At 48.3% G+C, this 25,274-nt stretch carries 30 protein-coding genes and 2 tRNA genes; 31 read left to right on the forward strand and 1 reads right to left on the reverse strand.

Annotated features, from left to right (window positions below):
• The 15 genes from efp (at position 1) to BMX58_RS06045 (ending at position 12,387) form a co-directional block, all read left to right on the forward strand.
• The gene (gene efp / locus BMX58_RS05970; RefSeq protein ID WP_068622908.1) at positions 1-558 is read left to right on the forward strand and encodes an elongation factor P; all 558 of its coding nucleotides are present in this window, start codon (positions 1-3) and stop codon (positions 556-558) included.
• Positions 559-584: 26 nt separating this feature from the next.
• The gene (locus tag BMX58_RS05975) at positions 585-1,010 is read left to right on the forward strand and encodes an Asp23/Gls24 family envelope stress response protein (RefSeq protein ID WP_068622907.1); all 426 of its coding nucleotides are present in this window, start codon (positions 585-587) and stop codon (positions 1,008-1,010) included.
• On the forward strand, positions 1,007-1,462 hold the full coding sequence (gene nusB, locus BMX58_RS05980) for a transcription antitermination factor NusB (RefSeq protein ID WP_068622906.1): 456 nt from the start codon (positions 1,007-1,009) through the stop codon (positions 1,460-1,462). Before BMX58_RS05975 ends, nusB begins: the two co-directional genes overlap by 4 nt.
• A 125-nt stretch (positions 1,463-1,587) precedes the next feature.
• Positions 1,588-2,427, forward strand: coding sequence for a bifunctional methylenetetrahydrofolate dehydrogenase/methenyltetrahydrofolate cyclohydrolase FolD (gene folD / locus BMX58_RS05985; RefSeq protein WP_068622905.1), 840 nt, complete (start codon positions 1,588-1,590; stop codon positions 2,425-2,427).
• 16 nt (positions 2,428-2,443) lie between these two features.
• Complete coding sequence (gene xseA, locus BMX58_RS05990; RefSeq protein ID WP_068622904.1) at positions 2,444-3,778, forward strand: exodeoxyribonuclease VII large subunit; 1,335 nt, start codon at positions 2,444-2,446, stop codon at positions 3,776-3,778.
• A complete protein-coding gene (locus BMX58_RS05995) occupies positions 3,778-4,023 on the forward strand; it encodes an exodeoxyribonuclease VII small subunit (RefSeq protein WP_068622903.1) in 246 nt (81 codons plus the stop codon). Before xseA ends, BMX58_RS05995 begins: the two co-directional genes overlap by 1 nt.
• 5 nt (positions 4,024-4,028) lie before the next feature.
• Positions 4,029-4,922, forward strand: coding sequence for a polyprenyl synthetase family protein (locus tag BMX58_RS06000; protein WP_068622902.1), 894 nt, complete (start codon positions 4,029-4,031; stop codon positions 4,920-4,922).
• A gap of 12 nt (positions 4,923-4,934) precedes the next feature.
• Positions 4,935-5,777, forward strand: coding sequence for a TlyA family RNA methyltransferase (locus BMX58_RS06005; protein ID WP_068622901.1), 843 nt, complete (start codon positions 4,935-4,937; stop codon positions 5,775-5,777).
• A 38-nt stretch (positions 5,778-5,815) separates the two neighbouring features.
• A complete protein-coding gene (gene recN, locus BMX58_RS06010; RefSeq protein ID WP_068622900.1) occupies positions 5,816-7,516 on the forward strand; it encodes a DNA repair protein RecN in 1,701 nt (566 codons plus the stop codon).
• 46 nt (positions 7,517-7,562) lie between these two features.
• On the forward strand, positions 7,563-8,303 hold the full coding sequence (locus BMX58_RS06015; protein ID WP_068622899.1) for a glycerophosphodiester phosphodiesterase: 741 nt from the start codon (positions 7,563-7,565) through the stop codon (positions 8,301-8,303).
• Positions 8,296-9,246 (forward strand): tRNA (adenosine(37)-N6)-dimethylallyltransferase MiaA, encoded by a 951-nt coding sequence (gene miaA, locus BMX58_RS06020; protein ID WP_068622898.1) that lies wholly within the window; start codon positions 8,296-8,298, stop codon positions 9,244-9,246. The genes BMX58_RS06015 and miaA overlap by 8 nt, the downstream gene beginning before the upstream one ends.
• A gap of 39 nt (positions 9,247-9,285) precedes the next feature.
• Positions 9,286-10,545 carry a GTPase HflX gene (hflX, locus tag BMX58_RS06025; protein ID WP_068622897.1) on the forward strand — a complete coding sequence of 420 codons (1,260 nt, stop codon included), beginning with the start codon at positions 9,286-9,288 and terminating at the stop codon, positions 10,543-10,545.
• Positions 10,529-11,782, forward strand: coding sequence for a methionine gamma-lyase family protein (locus BMX58_RS06030; RefSeq protein ID WP_093088803.1), 1,254 nt, complete (start codon positions 10,529-10,531; stop codon positions 11,780-11,782). Before hflX ends, BMX58_RS06030 begins: the two co-directional genes overlap by 17 nt.
• A 190-nt stretch (positions 11,783-11,972) precedes the next feature.
• A tRNA-Arg gene (locus BMX58_RS06040) sits at positions 11,973-12,046 on the forward strand.
• Positions 12,047-12,313: 267 nt separating this feature from the next.
• A tRNA-Arg gene (locus tag BMX58_RS06045) sits at positions 12,314-12,387 on the forward strand.
• A gap of 80 nt (positions 12,388-12,467) precedes the next feature.
• Here the strand turns inward: BMX58_RS06045 and BMX58_RS06050 are convergent.
• Entirely contained in the window at positions 12,468-12,770 is a 303-nt protein-coding gene (locus tag BMX58_RS06050; RefSeq protein WP_068622896.1) for a hypothetical protein, read from the reverse strand.
• Between the two features lie 239 nt (positions 12,771-13,009).
• Here BMX58_RS06050 and BMX58_RS06055 point away from each other — a divergent pair, with 239 nt between their 5' ends.
• The 16 genes from BMX58_RS06055 to BMX58_RS06130 all read left to right on the forward strand — a co-directional run bounded on the left by BMX58_RS06055 (position 13,010) and on the right by BMX58_RS06130 (position 25,158).
• A complete protein-coding gene (locus BMX58_RS06055; protein ID WP_068622955.1) occupies positions 13,010-13,348 on the forward strand; it encodes a DUF2187 domain-containing protein in 339 nt (112 codons plus the stop codon).
• A 245-nt stretch (positions 13,349-13,593) separates the two neighbouring features.
• Entirely contained in the window at positions 13,594-14,094 is a 501-nt protein-coding gene (gene fabT / locus BMX58_RS06060; protein ID WP_093088807.1) for a fatty acid biosynthesis transcriptional regulator FabT, read from the forward strand.
• Positions 14,094-15,077 (forward strand): beta-ketoacyl-ACP synthase III, encoded by a 984-nt coding sequence (locus tag BMX58_RS06065; protein WP_068622894.1) that lies wholly within the window; start codon positions 14,094-14,096, stop codon positions 15,075-15,077. The genes fabT and BMX58_RS06065 overlap by 1 nt, the downstream gene beginning before the upstream one ends.
• A 25-nt stretch (positions 15,078-15,102) precedes the next feature.
• The gene (locus BMX58_RS06070) at positions 15,103-15,330 is read left to right on the forward strand and encodes an acyl carrier protein (protein WP_068622893.1); all 228 of its coding nucleotides are present in this window, start codon (positions 15,103-15,105) and stop codon (positions 15,328-15,330) included.
• Positions 15,331-15,355: 25 nt separating this feature from the next.
• The gene (gene fabK, locus BMX58_RS06075; protein ID WP_068622892.1) at positions 15,356-16,315 is read left to right on the forward strand and encodes an enoyl-[acyl-carrier-protein] reductase FabK; all 960 of its coding nucleotides are present in this window, start codon (positions 15,356-15,358) and stop codon (positions 16,313-16,315) included.
• Positions 16,316-16,336: 21 nt separating this feature from the next.
• Entirely contained in the window at positions 16,337-17,263 is a 927-nt protein-coding gene (gene fabD / locus BMX58_RS06080) for an ACP S-malonyltransferase (RefSeq protein ID WP_068622891.1), read from the forward strand.
• 29 nt (positions 17,264-17,292) lie between these two features.
• Positions 17,293-18,024 (forward strand): 3-oxoacyl-[acyl-carrier-protein] reductase, encoded by a 732-nt coding sequence (fabG, locus tag BMX58_RS06085; RefSeq protein WP_068622890.1) that lies wholly within the window; start codon positions 17,293-17,295, stop codon positions 18,022-18,024.
• A gap of 15 nt (positions 18,025-18,039) precedes the next feature.
• Positions 18,040-19,275, forward strand: a complete 1,236-nt coding sequence (gene fabF / locus BMX58_RS06090; protein ID WP_068622889.1) for a beta-ketoacyl-ACP synthase II — start codon at positions 18,040-18,042, stop codon at positions 19,273-19,275.
• Positions 19,276-19,278: 3 nt separating this feature from the next.
• On the forward strand, positions 19,279-19,740 hold the full coding sequence (gene accB, locus BMX58_RS06095) for an acetyl-CoA carboxylase biotin carboxyl carrier protein (RefSeq protein ID WP_068622888.1): 462 nt from the start codon (positions 19,279-19,281) through the stop codon (positions 19,738-19,740).
• Positions 19,741-19,758: 18 nt separating this feature from the next.
• Positions 19,759-20,190, forward strand: coding sequence for a 3-hydroxyacyl-ACP dehydratase FabZ (fabZ, locus tag BMX58_RS06100; protein ID WP_068559698.1), 432 nt, complete (start codon positions 19,759-19,761; stop codon positions 20,188-20,190).
• Position 20,191: 1 nt separating this feature from the next.
• Positions 20,192-21,568, forward strand: a complete 1,377-nt coding sequence (locus tag BMX58_RS06105) for an acetyl-CoA carboxylase biotin carboxylase subunit (RefSeq protein ID WP_068622887.1) — start codon at positions 20,192-20,194, stop codon at positions 21,566-21,568.
• Between the two features lie 36 nt (positions 21,569-21,604).
• Positions 21,605-22,480, forward strand: a complete 876-nt coding sequence (accD, locus tag BMX58_RS06110; RefSeq protein WP_068622886.1) for an acetyl-CoA carboxylase, carboxyltransferase subunit beta — start codon at positions 21,605-21,607, stop codon at positions 22,478-22,480.
• Positions 22,477-23,259: an acetyl-CoA carboxylase carboxyl transferase subunit alpha gene (gene accA / locus BMX58_RS06115; RefSeq protein WP_068622885.1), complete on the forward strand. Its 783-nt coding sequence runs from the start codon at positions 22,477-22,479 to the stop codon at positions 23,257-23,259. The genes accD and accA overlap by 4 nt, the downstream gene beginning before the upstream one ends.
• Before the next feature lie 118 nt (positions 23,260-23,377).
• The gene (locus tag BMX58_RS06120; protein ID WP_068622884.1) at positions 23,378-24,346 is read left to right on the forward strand and encodes a tetratricopeptide repeat protein; all 969 of its coding nucleotides are present in this window, start codon (positions 23,378-23,380) and stop codon (positions 24,344-24,346) included.
• Between the two features lie 108 nt (positions 24,347-24,454).
• Positions 24,455-24,667 carry a cold-shock protein gene (locus tag BMX58_RS06125; protein ID WP_068622883.1) on the forward strand — a complete coding sequence of 71 codons (213 nt, stop codon included), beginning with the start codon at positions 24,455-24,457 and terminating at the stop codon, positions 24,665-24,667.
• A gap of 80 nt (positions 24,668-24,747) precedes the next feature.
• On the forward strand, positions 24,748-25,158 hold the full coding sequence (locus BMX58_RS06130; protein WP_068622882.1) for a ribonuclease HI family protein: 411 nt from the start codon (positions 24,748-24,750) through the stop codon (positions 25,156-25,158).
• The last annotated feature ends 116 nt before the right edge of the window (positions 25,159-25,274 follow it).

Here is a 25,274-nt window from a genome sequence, read left to right on the forward strand (position 1 = left end):
ATGATTTCAGTAAATGATTTTAAAACAGGTTTGACGATCGAGATTGATGGAGGGTTATGGAAAGTTGTCGATTTCCAACACGTAAAGCCGGGTAAAGGCGCGGCTTTTGTGCGTTCCAAACTGAAAAATCTCCGCACGGGCGCGGTCCAGGAAAAAACTTTCCGTGCAGGCGAAAAAGTCGGAAAAGCGCATATCGCGAACCGCAAAATGCAATATCTGTACGAGAGTGCCGGTGCCTACGTGTTCATGGACATGGAAAACTATGAACAGATCGAATTGAGCGCAAGCCAAATCGAGTATGAATTGAACTATCTGAAAGAAAACATGGAAGTCAACATCCTGATGTATGAATCAGAAACTTTGGGCGTCGATCTGCCGAACACAGTCATCCTGCGTGTCGAAGAGACTGAACCCGGCATCAAAGGTGATACAGCTTCCGGCGGCTCAAAACCTGCCAAAATGGAAACAGGATTGATGGTCAACGTGCCATTCTTCGTAAATGCGGATGACATGCTGATCGTCAATACTACGGACGGTTCATACGTATCCCGCGCATAATGTTTCCCAAGAAAGGAGAATGACAGATGATGGAAGAAACAAACATTCCTTTAGCAAACGGTCCGGCTCCTCTGGGGGAGATTGAGATTGCTCCCGAAGTAATTGAAGTGATCGCAGGCATCGCCGCCAACGAAGTGGAGGGCGTTTATGCGATGCAAGGCTCTTTCAAGACCGGCGTCAACGAATTGCTGGGACGCACTTCCCACAATAAAGGGGTGCATCTGACGGTCGATGAAAATGGTTTGGGAGTGGACGTTTATTGTTACATCAAGTACGGCGCTTCCGTTCCCAAAGTAGCTTTGGATATGCAAGAAAAAGTAAAGGAACAAGTCCTGTACATGAGTAACCTTGAAGTGTCTCAAGTGAACGTTCATGTGGTCGGGCTTGTTGCACCGAAATCCGAAGACAATTCCTATCTGGATTTGGATACAGAATTGGGGGATAATGCGTGAGCGCTTCCCGTTTAACCAGAAGAGAAATTCGTGAAAAGGCGCTGCAAGCCCTTTTCCAATTGAAAACAAACGAAGAATTGACCCCGGAAGAAGCCATCAAGCAGGCTCTTTTGAGCGATTCAGAGGAATGGGACAGCGAAGACGACATCGAACTCCAGGATTATCCATACTTGGTCACGCTAGTGCATGGCGTTTTGGATAATCAAGCGGCTATCGATGAAGCAATCCAACCATACCTGAAGAACTGGACGGTCGGCAGATTGGCCAAAGCCGATGCTTTGATCATGCAGATCGCGGCCTACGAAATGTTGTTGGGTGATACGGAACAGGTGCCGCAAAAGGTGGCGCTGAATGAAGCGATCGAAATCTCAAAGCTTTATTGCGATGAGCAATCGAGCAAATTCATCAATGGCGTATTGTCCAACCTCATTCCTAAATCGGAAAATCCTTAATGCTTCGGCATAAGGGTTTTCTTTTTTTGTCGGCTGGTTTGAACCTGGCGAGTCCGCTTTTCTAACCGTAATCAAAGATAATATGGTAAAATAGACGGTAACACCAAGGAAGAGGAGATTGATGAATGGAAACGATCATGATGGATGGCAAAGGATTGGCAAAAAAAATGCAGGAACAGATGAAGGAACAGGTGGCTGCACTCACGGCAGCAGGGAAAACGCCTGGTCTTTGCGTCATTTTGGTGGGCGAAGACAAAGCGAGCCAGGTCTACGTCCGCAATAAGGAAAAACAATCGGCGGCAATGGGCATGAATTCGCGCGTCGTCCGTCTGCCTGCAGACATTTCCGAAGCGGATCTTCTGGCGGAAGTCGAAAAGCAAAACCAGGATGACAGCATGCACGGCATTTTGGTCCAACTGCCTTTGCCGAAGCATATAGATGAGCAAAAAGTACTGCGGGCGATCAGTTATGAGAAGGATGTGGATGGGTTCCATCCGATGAACGTCGGGAACTTTTTCCTGGGGAACGAATCAGCCTTGCCGTGCACGCCTTACGGCATCATGAAGATTTTGGAAGAATACAACATTGCGCTGGAAGGGAAAAAAGCGCTGGTGATCGGCCGAAGCAACATCGTCGGAAAACCGATGTCCATCATGCTCCTGAACGAAAATGCAACGGTGACAATCGCTCATTCGCGCACGAAAAACCTGAAGGAATTGGCGAAAGAAGCCGATATCCTTGTTGCGGCGATCGGCAGAGGCCACTTTATCACAGCTGATTTCATCAAAGAAGGTGCAGTCGTCATCGATGTCGGTATGAACCGCAGTGCAGAAGGCAAATTGATCGGCGACGTGGATACGGCAGCTGCGATGGGCATCGCCAGCCATATCACGCCTGTCCCGGGCGGGGTCGGTCCGATGACGATTACGATGCTTTTGCAGCAAACGATCGACAAAGCAAAATGACCAAGGAGGCATAAAGTTGGAACCTCTTTATCTGAGCGTCACTGCTTTAACCAAGTACATCAAAAGAAAATTCGATGCCGATCCTTATCTCGAGCGCGTCTACCTTACCGGCGAAATATCCAATTATCGTCCGCGTCCGGGCCATCAGTACTTCAGCCTGAAGGATGACCATGCTGTCATCTCGGCAGTGATGTACAAAGGCAGGTTCGATAAGTTGACTTTCACGCCAAAGGAAGGGATGAAGGTGATGCTGATCGGACGCGTGAACGTCTACGAAGCAGGCGGCACCTATAATATCATGGTCGAGCATATGGAACCTGACGGTATCGGCGCTCTGTATCAGGCTTTTTCGGAACTGAAGGAGAAATTGGCGCGGGAAGGATTATTTTCCTTGCCGAAGAAAAAAATACCGGTTTTTCCGAAACGGATCGCCATCGTGACCAGTCCGAGCGGTGCTGTCATCCGGGACATCATGACGACCGTGAAAAGAAGATATCCGATTGTCCAGCTGGTGCTCTATCCGACCGTTGTCCAAGGGAAGGATTCCGCCGGCAGTATCATCAGGAATCTGCAAACCATCGAGCAAAAAGGCGACTATGACTTGGTCATTGTCGCAAGGGGCGGCGGTTCCATCGAGGATCTCTGGTCCTTCAACGAGGAAACGGTCGTTCGCCAAATCGCAGCCATGACTATCCCGGTGATTTCCTCGGTCGGACATGAAACCGATACGACCTTGTCCGACTTTGTTGCCGATGTCAGGGCTGCAACGCCCACGGCAGCGGCAGAATTGTCAGTGCCGGTATTGAACGATGTCAACCGCTATATCCATCAGCTCGAAAACCGGCTGTACCAGAAGCTGCGGCATCTGCACACGCTGCAGCAACAGCGTCTGAATCGCGCCATGCAATCCTACATCTTCAGGCAACCGGAAAGGATGTATGAGGGCTATGCGATAAAAGCGGATCAGGTTCAGCTGCGCCTGATCAGTCAAATGCAGCAGCAGATCCAATTACGCTCCACTGACTTGGAGCGACTGCAATTGCGTCTGGAAAACCGCAACCCGGAACGGGAAGTCGCATTGGCCGAAAAACGCAGACAGCAGCTCAGTGAGCAATTGAAGAGGGCCATGGAGCGATATGCGAAACAGCAGGAACAACGCCTGAACACGGCCATGCAATCGCTGGATTTGCTGAGTCCCTTGAAGATCATGTCGCGAGGCTACACATATACGACGAGAGACGGCGAGATTGTATCGTCCGTCAAAGAGCTGCAAAGCGGCGACAAATTGAAAGTGAATTTTTCGGACGGTTATGCCGAAGCGGAAGTAAAATATGTGGTGGAGGAAAAGTGATGAAGGCCGAAAAAAATGTTAGTTTTGAAGAAGCGATGAACCAATTGGAAGCGATCGTGACCAGGCTGGAAGCCGGGGATGTGCCCTTGGAGGAGGCACTGGAGCAATTCAAAGTGGGAATGGACCTCAGCAAGTACTGCCAGGATACTCTGAACATTGCTGAAAAAACGCTGACAAAAATCGTGAACGCTGATGGTTCTGAAGTGGATTTTGAAGAGCCTGCGTCCCGAAGCGAAGGAGAATGAAGAGCATGAATCTCAGAGAGTTTCAAGCGGAATGGATGCCTCGGTTCGATGCTTACCTCTATTCGGAATTGAGAGCGGCTGTCCCTGAGCAAGAAAATCTGCATAAAGCGATGGCGTATTCTTTAATGGGGGGCGGAAAAAGAATTCGCCCTCTTTTGGTATTGGCGACCCTTGCGTTGGCGGGGAGGGAGATTTCCGACGGCTTTGCTGCCGCAGCTGCTTTGGAGTATATCCATACCTACTCCCTGATCCATGATGATCTGCCTGCTATGGATGACGATGACTACAGGCGTGGCCGTTTGACCTCGCACAAAGTTTTCGGGGAATCCACGGCGATACTTGCGGGCGATGCCCTGTTGACGGCCGCATTCGAAATTCTCGCGGAAACACCAACACTATCGGCTGACAAGAAAATCAGGCTGATTGCCCTATTGGCGAAAGCCGCCGGTCCGGACGGGATGATAGCCGGCCAGATGGATGATGTTGAAGGCGAAGAGAAAAGATTGACAATCGAAGAATTAAAGCAAGTGCACGACAAAAAGACCGGTGCCTTGATCCGATTTTCCGTTACGGCCGGATGCCTGATCGCCGAAGCGGATGGATCATTCGCAAGGGAAATGGAACAGTTCTCGCGGCACTTGGGTTTGGCTTACCAGATCCACAATGACCTGAAAGATGTCGTGCTGGATGAGGCACAGACCGGCAAGACCACCCATCACGATGCCGATTTGAACAAAAACACATACCCATCCCTGCTAGGGGTCGCCGGAGCCATCCAGGAACTGAACACTGTCATCGGCCAAGCGGAAGGCTGTTTGGAACGACTGGCAGCTCGCATTGACGATGCGGAAAATAAAATAGACGTATTCCGCGAAATATTGGATTACGTCAGAATATAACGGGAGATTACCATGGAAAAAGAAAGATTGGATTTACTTGTAGTGCAACAGGGCTTGACCGATTCCCGCGAGAAAGCCAAAAGATTGATCATGGCCGGGCAAATCTACGATGAAAACAACCAAAGATACGATAAACCGGGGGAAAAGGTTTCGACTGAAAAAACGCTCCATATCAAAGGCGAGACCCTGAAATACGTGAGCCGCGGCGGACTGAAGCTCGAGAAGGCCATCGCTTTGTTCGAGTTGGATCCAAAAGACAAAATCTTTTTGGACATCGGCAGCTCGACCGGCGGCTTTACGGATGTCGCACTGCAAAATGGGGCGAAATTATGTTACGCCTTGGATGTCGGCTACAATCAACTGGATTGGAAATTACGCCAAGACGAACGGGTCGAGGTGATGGAACGGGTGAATTTCCGATACAGCAAACTGGAGGATTTCGAAAAAGGCAGGCCGGAAATGGCTTCCATCGATGTATCCTTCATTTCCTTGAAACTGATTTTGCCAGTGCTGAAGGACATCATTGCAACCGGCGGTGACGTCGTGGCGCTGATCAAACCGCAATTTGAAGCCGGAAGAGGCAAAATCGGCAAAAAAGGGATCGTCAGCGATCCGGCTGTCCATAACGAAGTGTTGAAGGATATTCTGGAGTTTGCATCCTTGACCGGCTTCGATGTGAACAATCTGAGCTTTTCCCCCATCACCGGAGGAACCGGAAACATCGAATTTTTGGTCCACTTACAAGCCAACGGCCATGCGCCGGGCATCATTTCTCCTGAAATCGACAGCCCGAAAGTGGTCCAGGAGGCTTATCAGCAGCTGAAAAGTAAAGCAATCTCAATTTCCGATAAATGACAAATATTTAAAGGAAGCGTTGCGAAGGGGAATGCCGAATGTTACAAGAGTTGTCCATTAAAAATTTTGCAATAATTGAAAATCTTCAAGTGAGTTTCGAAGAAGGCATGACCGTCCTTACCGGGGAAACGGGTGCCGGCAAATCCATCATCATCGACGCGGTCGGTTTGCTGGCCGGCGGCAGAGGATCCAATGACCTGATCCGATACGGCGAAAATAAAACTGTCATCCAAGGGCTTTTCGGTATCCCGGAAAACGCCAAGACAATGGCCGTTCTGGAAGCGTACGGAATCGAAGCCGATGGGAACCAGGTTCTGCTGCAACGGGAGCTCTCCCGTAACGGCAAAAACATTTCCCGCGTCAACGGAACCATCGTAACGGTTGCGACCTTGCGCGAGGTGGGCGAAACGTTGATCGATATCCATGGGCAAAATGAACACCAGGAATTGATGGATCCGCAAAAGCATATCGACTTGCTGGATCAATTTGCCGGAAAAGAACTGAAAGAAGTCAAAACGAAATACCATGTTGCGTTTGCCGATTATGCGGATAAACGCAAGCAGCTGATCCAACTCAGGACAGATGAGAAAGAAACGGTCCAAAGAATCGACCTGCTGACGTTCCAAATCCAGGAAATCGAACAAGCGCAGCTGAAGGATCCCGCTGAAGACGAAAAGTTGGAAGAAGAAAGAAATCTCCTCGTCAACTATCAGAAAGTCATGCATGCTTTGACAAGCGCGTATGATTCTCTGCAGAACAGCGAAGAGAATGGCATCGACAAAATCGGCCTCGGGATGGCTGCGCTGGAAAAAGTGCAGGACATCAATCCCGCCTATCAAACGATAGCCGCCTCCGTATCGGCAGCGTACTATCAATTGCAGGAATGCGCCGGTGACATCCTTTCGGAAATCGAACAACTGTCCTATGATGAGGGCCGGCTGAATGAAATCGAGAACAGGTTGGAATTGCTCCGGCAGTTGAAGCGCAAATACGGGAACACAATCCCTGAGGTGCTCGTACACTATGAGAAAATCGCCAAAGAACTGGACCTGATCGAAAACCGAGAAAGCTACCTCGAACGGTTGAATCTGGGGTACAGCAAGGCAAAAGAAGAGGTATTGAGGATCGGCAAACAGCTGACCGTCATCCGCGGAAAATCCGCTGCTGCTTTGGAAAAACAGATTCAATTGCAGCTGAAGGAACTGTATATGGATAAAGTGCTTTTCAAGACGGTCTTCCATGAGCAGCAGGGAAAGACCGCAATAACGGAAAACGGGTTGGATCAAGTTGAATTCTACATCGCCACGAATGTCGGTGAACCTCTGAAAGCATTGGCAAAGGTAGCCAGCGGAGGGGAACTCTCGCGGATGATGTTGGCGATGAAGGCCATCTTCACCAAGACGCAAGGCATCACCAGCATCATCTTTGATGAGGTCGATACAGGCGTGTCGGGCAGGGTGGCACAAGCGATAGCCAACAAGATCCATTTGGTGGCCAGCTACTCGCAGGTCCTCTGCATTACGCATCTTCCGCAAGTGGCGGCAATGGCGGATCAGCACCTGTATATCGAAAAGGAAATCATCGCGGACAGGACAAAGACGCATGTCAAACCGCTATTCGGCGAGGAACGCATCAACGAAGTTGCGCGGATGTTGGCGGGTACCGACATCACGGAGCTTTCGCTGGCTCATGCAAAGGAATTGTTGGATTTGGCCGACACTGAAAAAAATAAAGCATAGATGAGAAAAAGGCGGGTTAAGGTTCATTTGAAAGGATTGTGGGAGATTGGCATACACAAAAATCATCGCTCATAGAGGCAGCCGCGGCAACCGGCCTGAGAATACACTTGAGGCGTTTCAGGAAGCTTTGGATGTAGCGAGCGATGGCATCGAATTGGATGTCCATCTGAGCAAAGATGGTGAGGTCGTGGTCATCCATGATGAGACTGTTGACCGTACGACATCCGGAAAAGGCTTCGTCAAAGATTTGACCCTGCAACAATTGAAAGAATTGGATGCAGGCAGTTGGTTCGACCCGAAATACAATCAGGCCCGCATCCCGACGCTGCAAGAGGTGCTGGATCTCCTGGCTGAGAATCACTTTACCGGAGTGCTGAATATTGAATTGAAGACGGATGTATTCCAATATCCTGCGATCGAAGAAAAGGTCCTGGTTTTGACTGAACCTTTCCTTGCTCGATTTTCGGTCATCTATTCCAGTTTCCATTACGATACCCTGAAAAAAATCAAGGCGTTGCGCGGGGACTCGGAGATTGCTTTGTTGTTCAGCAAAAAGGGGAAACAGCAAATTGACTTGGGTGCCGGGATCCCTGTTGAGGGGTGGCACCCGAAATTCTCGATTTTGCGCAGCCTGCCTCCTTTTGAACAATCAAAGATGCCCCTCCGTGTTTGGACGGTGAATCGGAAGGTCGAAATGCAAGTCTGTCTGCGCAGAAAGATCGATTCGATGATCACGGATTATCCGGAACGTGCATTGCAAATGAGAAAGGTGATCCAAGGTGTCTGAAACAACAAAGAGCAAGTTAAAAAAAATCGTGGTCATTATCGGTCCGACAGCAGTCGGGAAAACGGCACTGAGCATCCGATTGGCGAAACAATTCAATGGCGAAATCATCAACGGGGATTCCATGCAAGTGTATGAAGGGCTTGATATCGGAACGGCGAAAGTGACCGCGGAAGAGGCGGAAGGGATCCCGCATCACTTGTTGGATATCGTACCGGTCGATCAGGACTATACAGCCTCCGATTTTAAAAGGGATGCCGGACAAGCGATCGACGCGATTGTTGCAAACGACAAACTGCCGATTGTGGTCGGAGGTTCGGGGCTGTATATCGAAGGACTGTTGTTTGATATGCAGTTCGGGGGAGTCGCAAATGAAGACAAACAATACCGCCGGGAACTGGAGGCTGAATTGGCACGGACTGATGCCATGCATCTTTGGAACCTCCTGAACGAGAAGGACCCCCGAGCCGCCGAACAGATCCATCCGAACAACAGCCGAAGGGTCATCCGCGCTCTGGAAATGATCCACTTCAGCGGGAAATTGTTTTCTGATCAGAATGACCGGGAGGCTGCTCCGCATTACGATGCACTTCTGATCGGACTTGACACCGATCGAAGCGTCCTCTACGAGCGCATCAACCGACGGGTGGATCTGATGGTGGCAGGCGGGCTGATCGAAGAGGCCAAAGCCCTTTTTGACCTGCATTTGCCTGACAAGACACAGGCCACAAGAGGCATAGGATACAAGGAATGGTTCGGCTACTTCAATGGGGAAATCACCTTGGAAGAGGCCAAAGAATTGCTGAAGCTGAACTCAAGGCGATATGCCAAGCGGCAACTTACCTGGTTCCGGAACAGAATGAGCGGCATCCATTGGTTTGATTTGGTTCAGGATGATTCCCGAATGCGGCAAATCGCAGCGTTGGTCGAGTCGTTCCTGAAGTGATGATCGGCAAAAGGACGAAAAAAGAAAGTTGGAAATTCTATGGAAAATACGAGAGAAAAAGTGATTCTGGTAAACGTTCAGACGGATCAGACGGACGAAGCCTTTGAATATGAATTGAGGGAACTGGCTGAATTGACCGAAACCGCGTTGGGGGAAGTGGTCGGCGTCTTGACCCAAAAAAGGGAGCGGAAAGATTCACGAACCGTCATCGGCAAAGGAAAGTTGGAGGAATTGGTGAATTTGTGCGCGGAACTTGATGCGGATACCGTCATTTTTCAGCAGGAGCTTTCGTCAAAACAAGTCCGCAACATCCAAGAGTCTGTCGACTGTAAAGTGATCGACCGGGTTCAGCTGATATTGGATATCTTTGCGATGCGCGCCCGCAGCAAAGAAGGGAAGCTTCAGGTGGCCTTGGCCCAATTGAGTTATCTGTTGCCCAGACTGATGGGACAGGGTGTCAATTTATCCCGTTTGGGCGGGGGAATCGGCACGCGGGGGCCGGGAGAAACGAAGCTTGAATCCGACCGCCGGCATATCCACAGTCAGATGCAGGAAATCAAGAAAACTTTGGAAGAGACAGAGTTGCACAGACAAAGAGCCAGGGAAAAACGGCACGCCAGTGAGGTTTTCCAGATCGGCTTGATCGGTTACACGAACGCCGGGAAATCGACGATCATCAACCGCCTGACCGATGCGGGAACGTTGGAAGAGGACAAATTATTTGCGACTTTGGATCCGTTGACAAGAAAAATGACTTTTCCGAATCAATTCCAAGCCACCATCACCGATACCGTAGGGTTCATCCAGGACCTTCCGACACAGTTGATCCATGCATTCCATTCCACATTGGAGGAAAGCCGCAATATGGACGTGTTCCTGCATGTGGTGGATGCTTCGACATCCTTTATCGATCAGCACGAAAAGACCGTCTTGGAGCTGTTGAAGGATCTGGATATGGACAAAACACCGCTGTTGACAATCTACAACAAACGGGATCTCGCCGGGCCGGATTTTCAGCCCAGACTTTTTCCGAATATCGTCATTTCAGCACTGGACGATGCGGATATCAATCGGTTGAAGGACTTCCTTTGGGATGAAATCGCAAAAATGCTGGTTCCATACACGAAAGATATCGATGCGAGCGGACCTGAAGCCCGCACGATGAATAAAATGCAGCAAGAAACCTTTGTGGAATCCATCGAGTACATAGAGGAAACCAATGCATACCGCTTGAGAGGGTATGCCAAAAGCAATTCAAAGTGGTTAGGAGACAAAAAAACGGATGCAAGTGATGAATAAAGAGGAAATGCTGGAGGGTATGGTCGCAAAAGTGGATGACAAAATCCAGCCCATTTTCAAGACGATACAGGAAAAGGCATTATTCAATCAAGGTAAAGTGTTGGAGGCGTTCCGCAAACACCGCGTCAGCGATTTCCATTTCAACCCGAGCACGGGTTACGGGTACGATGACGATGGCCGCGACACGCTGGAAAGGGTTTACGCGGAGATTTTTCAGGCTGAAGCCGCTTTGGTACGGCCGCAAATCATTTCCGGGACACATGCTATATCAACGGCGCTTTTCGGAGTTCTGCGTCCCGGGGATGAATTGATGTACGTGACCGGAACGCCATACGACACCCTGCTGGATATTGTCGGTCTGACCGGTAACGGGATAGGCTCTCTGAAAGAATACAATATCGCATACCAGCATGTCGACTTGTGTGCGGACGGCGAAGTGGATATCCCAGCTGTACTGGAAAAAGTCAGCCCGAAAACGAAAATGATCGCAATACAACGCTCCCGTGGCTATGCGGCGAGGCCTTCTTTTACGGTCGCAGAGATCAAAACGATGATAGCGGCAATCAGGCCGCATGTGGCGCCGGAAACGATCTTTTTTGTCGATAATTGTTACGGCGAATTTGTCGAAACGATGGAACCGATTGAAGTCGGAGCCGACCTGATCGCCGGGTCGCTCATCAAAAATCCTGGGGGCGGCATCGTGAAGATGGGCGGTTATCTCGCCGGCCGTGAGGACCTGATCGAAAGGTGCGCATACCGCCTGACGACACCCGGTATCGGACGCGAGGCTGGGGCTTCGCTCTATAGTCTGCTGGAAATGTACCAAGGGTTGTTTTTGGCGCCGCATGTCGTGGGAGAAGCAGTGAAAGGCGCAGTCTTTACGGCAGGCTTGTTGGAAGAATGCGGCGTATCGTCAACGCCTGCCTGGAACAGCCCGCGCACGGATCTGATTCAAATGGTCGCTCTGCCGAGCAAGGAAGCCATGATCGCTTTCGCGCAGACGATCCAAAAATATTCTCCCGTGAATGCAACCGTCAAACCGATTCCGGCTTACATGCCCGGATACGAAGATGATGTGATCATGGCCGCGGGAACCTTCATTCAAGGCGCCAGCCTGGAGTTGACTGCAGATGGTCCGATCCGTCCGCCCTATCTGCTCTACGTCCAGGGCGGACTGACCTTTGAACACGTCAAATTGGCCGTCACGGCCGCGGTGAAGGATACGTTCTTCTCCTGACGGATCGGAATTTGCTGGCCGGGTAATCATCCAGCCCGGCCGACAAATTTGCTTGCTTGTAAAAAAACGTCCCCCAAAAACAAAAGAAGCAAAAGGAATAGCCAAAACATTTCCAGGAAAGTGTTGACTTTGGACGTGTTATCGCCTATACTATTCAATGTTGTGAGTTGTTCGAATGGCTTAAAACCTTGTCTCAATAGCTCAGCCGGATAGAGCATTCGCCTTCTAAGCGAACGGTCGGGAGTTCGAATCTCTCTTGAGACGTCATATCTGTTTTCAGGACGGCAAGTCCAGGGCAGAGACTCTGTTGCATTCGTGTCAAAACGAATGCGACGTTTTTTTTGTCACGACACTTTCTTCCGGATCAAATGTCGCCCGTGAGGAGCGGCATGAATATCCGTTTGTTGTGTCATTGAAATATTTTTGGGAAAACAATCAAAATCATGGTGACAATTTAATCGGTTTACTGTATAATCATTACTTGTGACGAGGTCAAAACGGTTTGCAACCTTTCCTGTCCAATACCAATCTGTCTCAATAGCTCAGCAGGATAGAGCATTCGCCTTCTAAGCGAACGGTCGGGAGTTCGAATCTCTCTTGAGACGTATATTATAGAAGAAAAAAGAAAAAGCTCACTGCGGTGAGCTTTTTTGCTTGCTGAATCCGATTCTTGCGAGCCTAGTGATCAATCGAGATATTCATAGACATCTTTGGTCGCTTCGTCAAAAACAACTTCATGGGAGTCGCTGTTTTCGATCTTCCGCAATGGGAAATTCGTGCGGTAAATGCTCTGATCGGGGAACTGCTCCAAGTAGATCACAAAATTTTTGGGATAGAAGCTTACCATTTTTGTAAATACGTGATCCTGATCGATGATCACAGTCTTCACTTCAGACATATTTTTTACCCAGTATGTATCCACGTTGAAGTATTCACCAGGATGCACCGTGTATTCATGCTTCAGTATCGTAATAAGGTCATTCAACATCTTAAACCCCTCCTAAACAGAATGCTAAACACTTCACATCATCATTATACCTTATCGCAGGCAAATTATTAAACACTATTTTGAAATGAAATTGCACGCTGAAAGCGGAAATCTGAAAGATATGTGGCGATATTGCTTACAATAAGTGTGTTTTCGAGCCAAATCGTAAGAAGTATGGTATACTACTGTTTGTAAGTCTGTTGTAGTTCCTGGTTCTTAAAAGTGAGGCGATAATGGAAATGGTAAGGGATATTACTAAAGAAACGAAGACCATGATTGAGAGCGAATTACGTAAAGGTACGAGCAACTCACGTATTGCGAATCTGCTTGGCGTGTCGTATGATCAGGCTTTGGAGGTCGTCGATGCCATCAAGGAATCTATACGGCCTGAAATCGGTGATGAAATCAAATTCACGTTCCGTAAACAGGAGATGGTGGGGGTAATCAGGAAATTACTGACAAACAGCGCTGTCGTGGAAATTTATTGGGATTTGTCATCAGGTGCCATGAAAGATATCTGCGAAGATAAAACGATCGTGAATTTCAAAGATATCGAAGAATTTGTTAAGGTCGATTAATAAAGATACTGAAGAAGCGGCGTTTTTCGTCGCTTCTTTTCTTTGGCGGCGTAGTCCGGGCAATAGGCCTTGAACCTGCACGGAAATGCCCGCGCGCAAGCGGATGGAAACAAATGAATGGAATTTGCAATATCGTTTGGAGCTGAAGAATAATTATTATCGAAATGCTTGACAGGGTGTATAAAATTTTATATAGTTTGAAAGTCGAAAGGTTTGAACATCAAACTATTTTGACCTTCAGACTAATGTGGTTTGAGCGGGCATCGAAAGGAGGAGAGTTATCTTTGGATCATTCCATAGATACAATTAACTCATATCTCGTAGCTGTCTTCAATGAAGTGCTGGATATCGAAGAGGATGCATTGCGTGTCAGTTCATTTTCGGATTTATCCATCAAAGAAATGCATACTGTGGAAGCAATCGGTATGTATCAAGAACATACAACTTCTGAAGTAGCAAAGAAATTGAACATAACTGCGGGAACTTTGACGGTGGCCATTAACGCTCTGGTAAAGAAAGGGTATGTCGAACGCATTCGGATGGAGAAAGACCGCAGAGTCGTAAAACTAGGATTAACCAAAAAAGGACGCTTACTGTATCGTCTTCATGATAAGTTCCATCGGGAAATGGTAAAGAACACCATTCGCGATATGGAAGATCAGGAAGTGAAAGTTTTGCTGAAAGGCCTAAACAATCTTCACGGTTTCTTATTTGGTTTAGTTCAAAATATCAAGGAACAGGGTTGATGGAATTGGGTTCAAAGATTAGCGCAACAGGTCATTACCTTCCTGAACAGGTCATCACAAATGATGATCTGTCTAAAATCATGGACACGAGTGATGAGTGGATCAGCAAAAGGACAGGCATACGCAGCCGGCACATTTCGAAGGATGAGAACACTTCCGATCTTGCCAGCGAAGCAGCCCGCCGGATTTTGCAAAACGGTAAAATCACTGCCGAACAGCTGGATTTCATCATTGTAGCCACAATGACTCCGGATGCTCTCAGCCCGTCGACAGCTTGCCTTGTGCAAGAACAGATAGGCGCAGTAAATGCTTTCTGTTTCGATGTCAATGCAGCTTGCTCCGGTTTTGTCTACGCATTGTCCACCGGTCTACATATGATGCAGAGCGGTCTATATCAATATGGTATGATCATCGGTGCCGAGACAATGTCAAAAGCCGTCAACTGGGAAGACCGTTCTACGGCAGTCCTGTTCGGGGATGGCGCAGGCGGCGTGTTGTTGGAACGAACGGAAGACGATTGCTTTGTTTCAGAAGCGATCCATTCCGATGGTGGACGCCATATGGCATTAGTGGCGAACACGATGAAAGTAAAAAATCCGTATGGAAGCACCGCGCAAGAGGAACAAGCTTTCCTTACGATGGACGGCAGAGCCATTTTTGACTTTGCAATCCGGAGTGTGCCGAGCGTCATACGCGAAGTGATGGAGAAAGGAAATCTTTCTGAAGGAGATCTGAAGAAGATCCTGGCCCATCAAGCAAACGTTCGCTTGTTGGAGGCAATCAGCAAAAAATTGAAAATGCCATTTTCATTGTTTGCCACAAACATCGCAGAAACGGGCAACACATCAGCAGCAAGCATTCCGATTCTGTTGGATCAGCTTGTGCAAACCAAAGAAATTCAACTCGGCACCAAAGAGAAGGTGCTGATGACAGGATTTGGTGGCGGCCTCACTTGGGGAGCCATCGTAGTATCATTAAACTAAAAAAACATATTTGGAGGAATTTATTATGACATTCGAAAAAATTCAAGCTATTATCGTGGACCAATTGGACAAAGAAGTAGAAGAAGTACAATTAGCAACAAACTTCAGAGAAGACCTGGATGCTGATAGCTTAGACTTATTCCAAATCATCAACGACATCGAAGACGAATTCGATATCAAAATCGAATCAGACGAAGGCATCAACACTGTTGAAGACTTGGTCAAATACGTTGATGCTCAATTAGCAGAATAAGAAGTAGAAGGAAAGTAGGCCTTGTATGAAATCAGAATTATGTGAATTATTAGGTATTCAATATCCCATCATTCAAGGGGCAATGGCGTGGGTGGCGGATGCTGATTTGGCAAGTGCCGTTTCCAATGCTGGTGGTTTGGGTCTGATCGGGACTGGCCACGATAGCGTGGATGTAGCGAATGAAAAAATTTCGAAAATGAAAGCATTGACTGATAAGCCTTTTGGTGTAAACATCATGCTTTTGAATCCACATGTCGATGCGATTGTTGAAGCAGTAATCGCTGCCGGCGTTAAGGTTGTCACAACTGGCGCCGGAAGTCCAGCCCGTTATATGAACCAATTCAAAGAAGCAGGTATCACAGTCATTCCGGTTGTAGCTTCCGTAGCTTTAGCGAGAAGGATGGAGAAAGACGGTGCACACGCAGTCGTTGTTGAAGGTATGGAATCCGGTGGTCACATCGGAAAGACAACAACCCTTGCCCTGGTTCCCCAGGTAGTCGACGCCGTCTCCATTCCAGTCATCGCTGCCGGCGGTATCGGCGATGGGCGTGGAATGGCCGCAGCATTTATGCTGGGCGCTTCCGCTGTTCAAGTGGGTACACGGTTTGTAGTTGCCAAAGAATCCAATGCCCATCAAAATTTCAAGAATGCCATTCTAAAGGCGAAAGACATCGATACAGTCATTACCGGTCAGATTACCGGACATCCTGTTCGTGTGTTGCGCAATAAACTGACCAGAGAATATCTGCAAGTCGAAAAAGAAGAGACAAGCAAGGAAAATCCGGACTTGGCAAAACTTGAAGAAATGGGCAAAGGCGCTCTGAGAAGAGCGACTGTTGATGGTGATAAAGACTACGGTTCGATGATGGCCGGACAGATTGCCGGCCTGATTTCGAAGGAACAAACGTGTCATGATATCATACAAGAGTATATGACGGAATGCAAAGAAGTTATCCTGGCCCAAGCCAAATTGTGGGCGGATTAACAAAAATATAGAGGTGAAATAATGGCAACAGCTTTTGTTTATAGTGGTCAAGGGGCGCAATATTTCGGTATGGGCCAAGAACTTTATAACGAATTTGAAGTTGTGCGCACTGTTTTTGATGAAGCATCCGCTGTTCTGGGTTACGACGTCGCAGACCTTTGCTTCGTGGAGAACGGAAAGCTTCATTTAACTGAATACACACAACCAGCAATCTTAACGGTTAGCTACGCCCTTGATCAATTACTAGCTGAAAAGGGAATTCAGCCAGATTTTGTTGCAGGATTGAGCCTCGGGGAATATACAGCACTGGTGAAAGCCAATGCTTTTTCTTTTAATGAGGCTATTTCGCTCGTAGCGAAACGCGGAAAATACATGAGTGAAGCAGTTCCTGCAGGCCGCGGCAAGATGGCGGCGGTCATGAACGCTGAACGCTCCGTTATCGAAGAATCCTGCCGGGAAGCAAGCGAGACGGCTTATGTCGCGCCTGCCAACTACAACATGCCGACGCAGATCGTCATCGGCGGGGAAATCGAAGGCGTCGACAAGGCAATCGAGATTCTTGAATCCAAAGGCGTGAAACGCATCATTCCTCTGAATGTCAGCGGCCCATTCCATACCGCACTGTTGCACCCTGCAGCGGGGAGGCTGGAAGCGGCTTTGTCCGAAGTGACTGTCGAGGAGCCTAAGATCCCTGTCATTGGCAATACGGAAGCTGATATCGTGGCAAAAGATGCCATCAAAGGCCTTTTGGTCCGTCAGATCGAATCACCGGTATTGTGGGAAGACAGCGTCCGCAAACTGATCGATTTGGGTGTGGACACTTTCGTTGAAGTCGGCCCTGGAACGACTTTGAGCAAGTTCATCAAAAAAATCAACAAAGAGGTCGCCGTATATAACGTAGAGGATGCAAAATCCCTCAATAAGACCCTTGAAGCATTGCAAAAATAAGATATTCAGACAAGAAAAGAGGGATAGCCTTGGATTTAAAAGGAAAGACAGTCATCGTCACTGGCAGTTCAAGAGGAATCGGGGAAGCCATCGCTGAAGCCTATGCGAAACGAGGAGCCAACATCGTTCTGAATGCGCGCAAACCGATTCCTGAAGAAAAGATAGCACATCTGGAATCCTATGGTGTCACCGTGAAAACACTCTTGGGTGATGTCAGCGAGTTTGAAACGGCCAAAGAAATCATCAGCCAAGCCAAGGAACTGTTCGGTTCCGTGGATGTGTTGGTGAACAATGCCGGGATCACCCGCGATAAACTGATCATGCGCATGGATGAAGAGGATTTCGACGCTACTTACCAAGTGAATCTGAAGGGTACCTTCAACATGATCCGACACGCCTTGCCGCTTATGCTGAAGCAAAGAGCGGGGAGCATCATCAATATTTCAAGTGTGGTCGGCGAAACCGGAAATACGGGACAAGCCAACTATGCGGCCAGCAAAGCAGGAATCATCGGATTGACGAAGTCAGTCGCCCGTGAAGCGGCAGCAAGAGGCATTACTTGTAATGCGATCGCACCAGGCTTCATTGAAACGGAAATGACGGATGTACTGTCCGATAAGATTCAGGAGCAAATGTTGACGCAAATTCCATTGAAACGATTTGGGAAAGCCGAAGAAGTGGCAAACACCGCTGTTTTCTTGAGTGAGAATACTTACATTACCGGCCAGACCATCAGTGTCAATGGCGGCATGTACATGTAAGACAGGAGGATAAATATGAATCGCGTTGTTATTACAGGTATGGGTGCTATCACACCTCTAGGAAATACAGTGACTGAATACTGGGACGGCATCAAAAACGGTAAAAACGGCATCGCCGCCATCACCAATTTTGATGCAACCGAAACAGGCATTTCGGTTGCAGGTGAAGTGAAAGACTTCGATGCGACCTTATATATGGACCGTAAAGAATACAAGCGGATGGATCTGTTCTCGCAGTATGCAGTTGCAGCTTCAGCACAAGCTGTTGAACAAAGCGGCATTGACATGGAGAAAATCGATGCGGACCGTTTCGGCGTTACGATCGGTTCCGGGGTCGGCGGTTTCATCACGATGGAATCCGGCATCATCAAAATGCATGAAAAAGGACCAAAACGCGTACCGCCGATGTTCGTACCGATGGCTATCGGCAATATGGCGGCAGGAAACACTGCCATCAAATTCGGCGCAAAAGGTCCAAGCATGGATATCGTAACGGCTTGTGCTTCTGCGACAAACTCAATTGGCGAAGCGTTCCGCAGCATCAAGCACGGTTATGCTGACCTGATGCTTGCCGGCGGATCGGAAGCGACAGTCTGCGAAATCGGCATCGCTGGGTTTGCGGCTCTGACTGCATTATCCGCAAGCACTGATCCGGACCGTGCATCCATTCCTTTCGATAAAGAAAGAAACGGCTTTGTCATGGGTGAAGGCGCGGGCATCTTGATGCTTGAAAACCTTGATCACGCACTGGAACGCGGCGCAACCATTTTGGCTGAAGTAGTCGGCTACGGTGTCACTTGTGATGCGTACCATATGACTGCTCCGTCAGCTGACGGCAGCGGCGCGGGTAAAGCGATGATCCTGGCTATGAACGAAGCGGGGATCACACCGGCTCAAGTCGACTACATCAACGCTCACGGCACAAGCACGCCTGCAAATGATTCCGGCGAAACAGCTGCGATCAAATATGCATTCGGTGAAGAAGCTTACAACGTCGCTATCTCAAGTACAAAGAGCATGACAGGCCACCTGTTGGGCGCTGCCGGCGGTATCGAGGCGGTTGCCTGTGTGAAAGCCATTCAGGATAATTTCCTGCCTCCTACAATCGGTTTCCAAGTGGCTGATGAAGGCTGCGATTTGGATTACATTCCGAATGTAGGACGTGAAAAAGAAGTGACTTATACTCTGAGCAATTCTTTGGGCTTCGGCGGCCATAATGCCGTACTATGTTTCAAAAAATGGGAGGCTTAATACGTGAATATTGAAGATGTAAAAAGCCTAATTTCGTTGATAGACCAATCTTCATTGACTGAATTGCACTATCAGACAGGCGATTTCCAGCTCTTGTTGTCGAAGAACAAACTGGTTCAGACTCACCAACAGGCGGCCGAAAACACTCCGGCAGCAATCCCGGCACCGGCAGCGGCTGCGCCGATACAAGCCGTCAAAGAAGCTGTTGCTGAAACGATTGAGCGCAAAGAAGGAAAAATCGTGACTTCTCCGATCGTTGGGGTTGTTTACCTGGCCCCGACACCTGATGCCAAACCGTATGTCTCAAAAGGACAGACCGTATCAAAAGGCGAAGTTGTCTGCCTGGTTGAAGCGATGAAATTAATGAATGAAATCAAAAGCGAATTCGATGGGGAAATCGTTGAAGTATTGGTTGAAAACGAACAGATTGTTGAATACAATCAACCGTTGTTCCGCATCGTCTAAAAAAAGGAGACTAATAAAATGAGTTTATTAAGCGCACAAGAAGTAATGGATATCATCCCAAACCGCTACCCTATTTTCTTCATCGACAAAGTTGAAGAATTGACACCAGGCGAACACATCGTCTGCTACAAAAACGTAACAATCAACGAACCTTTCTTCCAAGGCCACTTCCCTGGCGAACCGGTAATGCCGGGCGTATTGATCGTTGAAGCATTGGCTCAAGCGGGTTCGATTCCGTTGTTGACATTGCCTGATTTCAAAGGACAAACAGCTTATTTAGGCGGATTGAATAAAGTTAAATTCCGTCAAAAAGTTGTCCCTGGCGATGTTTTGCGCCTTCAAGTGGATATCGTCAAATTGAAAAAATTTGCGGGTATCGGTTACGGGCAAGCTTTTGTCGGAGACAAAAAAGTTTGTGAAGTTGAAATGACATTCATCATTGGTAGATAATATGTTTACGAAGGTATTGATCGCAAACAGAGGAGAAATTGCTGTCAGGATCATTCGTGCTTGCCATGAGTTAGGAATCCAGACGGTAGCGGTCTATTCTGAAGCCGACCGCGAAGCGTTGCATACGCAATTGGCTACCGAGGCGATTTGTATCGGTCCTGCAAAAGCGAGCGATTCCTATTTGAATATGACAAGCATTTTGAGTGCGGCAGTCGTTACAGGAGCCCAAGCCATCCACCCCGGCTTCGGTTTCCTATCAGAAAACAGCGCTTTCGCTACGATGTGCGAAGAAATGAACATCCGCTTCATCGGACCTTCTTCCACGATCATCGACCTGATGGGCAACAAAGCAAATGCCCGCAAAACGATGATAGCTGCAGGCGTACCTGTCACTCCGGGCAGCGAAAGCTACATCTCTTCATACGAAGAGGCAGTGGCGCAAGCAGAGAAAATCGGTTATCCGGTCATCCTGAAAGCTGCAGCAGGCGGTGGCGGGAAAGGGATGCGGAAAGTCTACCAGGAAAACGGTCTGGAGGCAGCCTTCAGCCAAGCTAAAGCGGAAGCTAAAGCGGCATTCGGCGATGACCGCATGTATCTTGAAAAAATCATCACACCGGCCCGCCATATCGAAGTGCAAATTTTAGGGGATTCATTCGGCAATGTGGTCCATCTGGGCGAGCGGGACTGCTCGCTGCAGCGCAATCATCAGAAAGTGCTGGAGGAAAGTCCATCCACGTTCATTTCTGAAGAGACACGCAAAGCGATGGGGGAAGTTGCCATCCGGGCGGCCAAACACGTCGGCTATACGAATGCAGGCACAATCGAGTTCCTCGTCGATACGGAACAACGTTTCTATTTTATGGAAATGAACACGCGTATCCAAGTGGAGCATCCGGTGACGGAAATGGCAACCGGCATCGATATCGTCAAGGAACAACTGCGCATCGCCAGCGGTGAGCCCTTATCCTTTACGCAGGATGAGGTCGTCATCACCGGCCACACGATCGAATGCCGCATCAACGCTGAAAATCCGGCTTTGGGCTTCCGCCCTTCATCCGGGAAAATCGACTACCTGTTCTTGCCAAGCGGCGGGAACGGACTGCGTGTAGAAAGCGCCATGTACGGCGGATATATGATTCCGCCATTCTATGACTCAATGATCGCCAAAATCATCACGAAAGGTGATGACAGAAGCGAGGCAATCGCCAAGATGAGGCGTGCGTTGCAGGAACTGGTCATTGAGGGAGTCGACACGAATCAATTCTTCCAGGAAGATATTCTGCAGGATCCTAATTTCATTTCCGGAGATTACGATACGGAATATCTTCAGAACGTGTTCTTGAAAACTTGGGCACCTGAAGAAGAGGAAAGTGTATAAATCAATTAGTCAAGAAGTCACACTAGAGGTGAGGAAATGAAATTATTTCGTAAGCGTCCTTACATTCCGATAGCTCAAGTTCCCGCTTCAAAAGCCGACAGTCAGAAACCGATTGTTCCTGAGGGTTTATGGGAAAAATGCCCGAATTGCCAAAAGACAATCTACAGCAAGGATTTAGGAAAAGATAAAGTATGCCCGCACTGTGCCTATAATTTCCGGATTTCGGCCTACGAGCGCATTTCCAATATCGTTGATGAGGGCACTTTTGATGAATGGAACGCACTCATGCCTGAAGAAAATCCTTTGGCATTTCCTGGGTATGAGAACAAGTTGAAGGCTGCGAAGGAGAAAACGGGACTTGATGAGGCGGTCGTAACCGGCGCGGCATTCATCAATAAGCATAAAGTTGCTTTGTGTGTGATGGATTCGAACTTTATCATGGCAAGCATGGGGAAAGTGGTCGGAGAGAAGCTGACGCGCGCGTTTGAACGGGCGACTGCCGAAAAGCTTCCGATCATCGTGTTCACAGCTTCAGGCGGAGCCAGAATGCAGGAAGGCATTATGTCCTTGATGCAGATGGCGAAAGTCAGTGTAGCAGTCTCCAACCACAGCAAAGCCGGCTTGTTGTACATCACCGTCCTGACCGATCCGACGACCGGAGGCGTGACGGCCAGCTTTGCGATGCAAGGGGATATTATTATTGCCGAAACTGGAGCAACTGTCGGTTTCGCCGGCAAGCGCGTTATCGAGCAGACCATCAAAGCGAAACTGCCGGAAGGTTTCCAGACGGCGGAAAAGGTGCTGGAAAACGGCTTTATCGATAAAATTGTAGCCAGAAAAGATTTGAGAAGGACTTTGCGGCATATCTTGCTGTTGCATGCTCCTTCAGAAAAGGCGGGTGAAGTGCAGTGAAAGAAGTCAAAGACATTATCACCGCTGCGAGAAGCATTTCCCGCCTGACGGCTACAGAAATGATACATGCCATCTGTGAAGGGTTCATTGAATTCCATGGCGACAGAAAATTCGGTGATGATCCCGCCATCGTCGGCGGGATCGCACTCTTGGACGGCATGCCGGTGACCGTCATCGGAACGCAAAAAGGCCACGATTTGACTGAAAATGTCTATCGCAATTTCGGATCCCCGCATCCGGAAGGATACCGCAAGGCAATCCGCTTGATGAAACAGGCAGAAAAATTCGATCGCCCGATCGTGACCTTCATCAATACTTCAGGCGCTTTCTGTGATGTCGATTCCGAGGACAGAGGCATCGGTGAAGCGATCGCAGAATCGCTCCTGGTGATGAGTCAACTGACCGTCCCTTTCATCGCCATCTTCATCGGCGAGGGAGGCAGCGGCGGTGCATTGGCGCTGGCAATGGGCAACGAAGTATGGATGTTGGAGAACACCATGTATTCTGTCCTTTCCCCGGAAGGTTTTGCATCTATTTTATGGAAAGACGCCTCACGGTCCGATGAAGCGGCCAAAGTAATGAAGCTGACGCCCGATGATTTGTTTGCATTGGATGTCATCGACAAGATCATTTTGGAAAGCCGCAGAAAAGTGGCCCGCAAGTCGGAAGATGTCATGCAGGAATTAAAACGGGAGTTAAGTGCGAAGCTGAAAGAACTGAAGCAACTGACTCCGGACGAACTGGTCGCGCAACGCCAGAAAAGGTTCCGCAACTACTGATCCACCAGCAGCAATGGGGCCGCCCGCACAGTCGATACTGTGCGGGCGGTTTTTTTAGTGTATGCATTTATGTTATAATGACCTGACAGGAAAATCAGCTTAGATTGGGGTGATTGAAATGGGAGAAAAAATTGTTTTTCCACTAAATTACGAAGGATACTTGAAAAAGGGTCTGTTTGCATTCGAAGAGGGGAATCTGCAGCTTGCGGAAGAATGGATCGGCAAAGCCATAGCCATCAAGCAAGCAGACGATATCCTCCCGCTGTACCTCATGCTGCTGCAGGAGACCGATCAGGCGGAAAAAAGTTTGGAAATGATCAAAGAAATCCGGCCGGACATTGCAGCCGCCGTTTCAGTGGATGATATCGATTTTCTGTATTTGAAAGGTTTGCTTCAATCCGGAGCCTTTGACATGGCCCGGGAACAGATCGATGCCAGAAAAAAAACTTTCGGGCTGTCGATGGAGCATCAATTCGCTTTGGAGCAATTGGAAGCTGATGTTGAAAAAGTGGAACTCAAGAAGTTGGAAACGAAGCTGAAAAAAAGTTCAGAAATCCTCCGGGCAGAGAAAAACATCGATACCCAACCTTTCCACAAACAACAAGTATACGCACAACAACTGAAGGAATTGGAGGACGACCAATTCGGCAAACTAGCGCAACGGTTGCTCCTGAACAACAAACTTCATCGGATGCTCAAGACTGAAATCATCCATCAATTTCTTGAGCGCGGGCTCCGTCCATCGCTGACTGTCAGACTGGACGGGAGCGAAGAAAAATTGGATCTGGCAAGGGTGGTCCCCTTGATTGAGACGAAAACCTACAAAGAAGGGATGGCTTACATCCAGGAAGAGATTGCCAACAAGAACCCTGCTTTGGCGGGCGCTGTGGAAAATGGCTTCTTCATGCAACTTTCCTTGCTGTATCCGTTCGAGGACAGGACAATCTCCTCCGTTCCGGAATGGCTGGATGTGCTTTGCCGCATCTACAGCGGAACTGCCGGGACTGGCGAACCGGGGGAATTGGCCATCCGTGATCAAATTGAACGATTGGAAAAAAGGTTGACCGAGTTATTTGGTTTTTTTTGAATGAACCCATCAGAATAATTGACTCTGTCGGGTTTCCTCTCTATAATGAGAGTAACCCGTCTTTGTGAAAGCAGTTCCAAAGAATTGAGTGTTGAAGGAGGATGTACAATGGAATTTGGCAAAGTAAAGTGGTTCAATAATGATAAAGGGTATGGCTTTATTGAACTCGAAGAGCAGGAAGACGACATTTTCGTACATTTTACCGGTATAGCTGGAGAAGGCTTCAAAAGACTAGAAGAAGGGCAACGCGTTCAGTTCGATATCGCTGAAGGCGTCAGAGGACCGCAAGCCACCAATGTGATGGTCTTGGCGGAGCCATAAAAAAGCACAAGCAAACCGCAAAGGTGAAGGGGATCCATTCAGGATTTCCTCTCACCTTTGCTTTTTAGGATGTGGAACTGGTGATAAAATTATTCGTGGATGGGGCAGCCACCGGAAAAGAAGGCTATGCAGCCATCGGAATTTTGATTGTTGAGGATGGCATACAAGAGCAGATCGGCATCCCTCTGGAGGACAGAATGGATAATCATAGTGCCGAATTCGAAGCGTTGCTGTATGGATTGCGTTATCTGAAAACACAGAATAAGCAGGAACAGCTCATTTTCTGTTACACGGACAGCAAACTTGTTGCCGAATCGATCCGGAAAAAGTACACAAAACAAGCGGAACACAGACTGTATCTGGAAGAAGCCCTGCAGAATATGGGTGCGTTCACCAATTTTTATTTGGAATGGGTTCCGGAAAAGGAAAACAAAGGTGCGGATAATCTCGCCAAACAAGCGCTCTATCAGCTTGTGAAAAAGAAAAAATGAGCAAGGTTGACCTTTTCCGGAAATATGAAATACACATTTCAGCACTCAAAAAGGCCATTAGGCTGTCTACTCTTGAGACAGCCTAATGGCCTTTTTGAGTGCCGAATTTGCAAACG

The sequence above is a fragment of the Trichococcus ilyis genome, from assembly GCF_900109135.1.
In the GTDB taxonomy this organism is placed as follows: domain Bacteria; phylum Bacillota; class Bacilli; order Lactobacillales; family Aerococcaceae; genus Trichococcus; species Trichococcus ilyis.

What these genes read in the sequence shown, in the direction of transcription:
- BMX58_RS06070 (WP_068622893.1), top strand. Translation starts at nt 15,103, where the DNA reads ATGACATTCGAAAAAATTCAAGCTATTATCGTGGACCAATTGGACAAA.
- BMX58_RS06030 (WP_093088803.1), top strand. Translation starts at nt 10,529, where the DNA reads ATGCAAGTGATGAATAAAGAGGAAATGCTGGAGGGTATGGTCGCAAAA.
- fabD (WP_068622891.1), top strand. Translation starts at nt 16,337, where the DNA reads ATGGCAACAGCTTTTGTTTATAGTGGTCAAGGGGCGCAATATTTCGGT.
- fabT (WP_093088807.1), top strand. Translation starts at nt 13,594, where the DNA reads ATGTGGTTTGAGCGGGCATCGAAAGGAGGAGAGTTATCTTTGGATCAT.
- BMX58_RS06120 (WP_068622884.1), top strand. Translation starts at nt 23,378, where the DNA reads ATGGGAGAAAAAATTGTTTTTCCACTAAATTACGAAGGATACTTGAAA.
- recN (WP_068622900.1), top strand. Translation starts at nt 5,816, where the DNA reads ATGTTACAAGAGTTGTCCATTAAAAATTTTGCAATAATTGAAAATCTT.
- fabZ (WP_068559698.1), top strand. Translation starts at nt 19,759, where the DNA reads ATGAGTTTATTAAGCGCACAAGAAGTAATGGATATCATCCCAAACCGC.
- accD (WP_068622886.1), top strand. Translation starts at nt 21,605, where the DNA reads ATGAAATTATTTCGTAAGCGTCCTTACATTCCGATAGCTCAAGTTCCC.
- BMX58_RS06055 (WP_068622955.1), top strand. Translation starts at nt 13,010, where the DNA reads ATGGTAAGGGATATTACTAAAGAAACGAAGACCATGATTGAGAGCGAA.
- BMX58_RS06125 (WP_068622883.1), top strand. Translation starts at nt 24,455, where the DNA reads ATGGAATTTGGCAAAGTAAAGTGGTTCAATAATGATAAAGGGTATGGC.
- BMX58_RS06105 (WP_068622887.1), top strand. Translation starts at nt 20,192, where the DNA reads ATGTTTACGAAGGTATTGATCGCAAACAGAGGAGAAATTGCTGTCAGG.
- BMX58_RS06050 (WP_068622896.1), bottom strand. Translation starts at nt 12,770, where the DNA reads ATGTTGAATGACCTTATTACGATACTGAAGCATGAATACACGGTGCAT.
- efp (WP_068622908.1), top strand. Translation starts at nt 1, where the DNA reads ATGATTTCAGTAAATGATTTTAAAACAGGTTTGACGATCGAGATTGAT.
- BMX58_RS06065 (WP_068622894.1), top strand. Translation starts at nt 14,094, where the DNA reads ATGGAATTGGGTTCAAAGATTAGCGCAACAGGTCATTACCTTCCTGAA.
- hflX (WP_068622897.1), top strand. Translation starts at nt 9,286, where the DNA reads ATGGAAAATACGAGAGAAAAAGTGATTCTGGTAAACGTTCAGACGGAT.
- fabF (WP_068622889.1), top strand. Translation starts at nt 18,040, where the DNA reads ATGAATCGCGTTGTTATTACAGGTATGGGTGCTATCACACCTCTAGGA.
- fabK (WP_068622892.1), top strand. Translation starts at nt 15,356, where the DNA reads ATGAAATCAGAATTATGTGAATTATTAGGTATTCAATATCCCATCATT.
- BMX58_RS06000 (WP_068622902.1), top strand. Translation starts at nt 4,029, where the DNA reads ATGAATCTCAGAGAGTTTCAAGCGGAATGGATGCCTCGGTTCGATGCT.
- BMX58_RS05995 (WP_068622903.1), top strand. Translation starts at nt 3,778, where the DNA reads ATGAAGGCCGAAAAAAATGTTAGTTTTGAAGAAGCGATGAACCAATTG.
- BMX58_RS05975 (WP_068622907.1), top strand. Translation starts at nt 585, where the DNA reads ATGATGGAAGAAACAAACATTCCTTTAGCAAACGGTCCGGCTCCTCTG.
- folD (WP_068622905.1), top strand. Translation starts at nt 1,588, where the DNA reads ATGGAAACGATCATGATGGATGGCAAAGGATTGGCAAAAAAAATGCAG.
- BMX58_RS06005 (WP_068622901.1), top strand. Translation starts at nt 4,935, where the DNA reads ATGGAAAAAGAAAGATTGGATTTACTTGTAGTGCAACAGGGCTTGACC.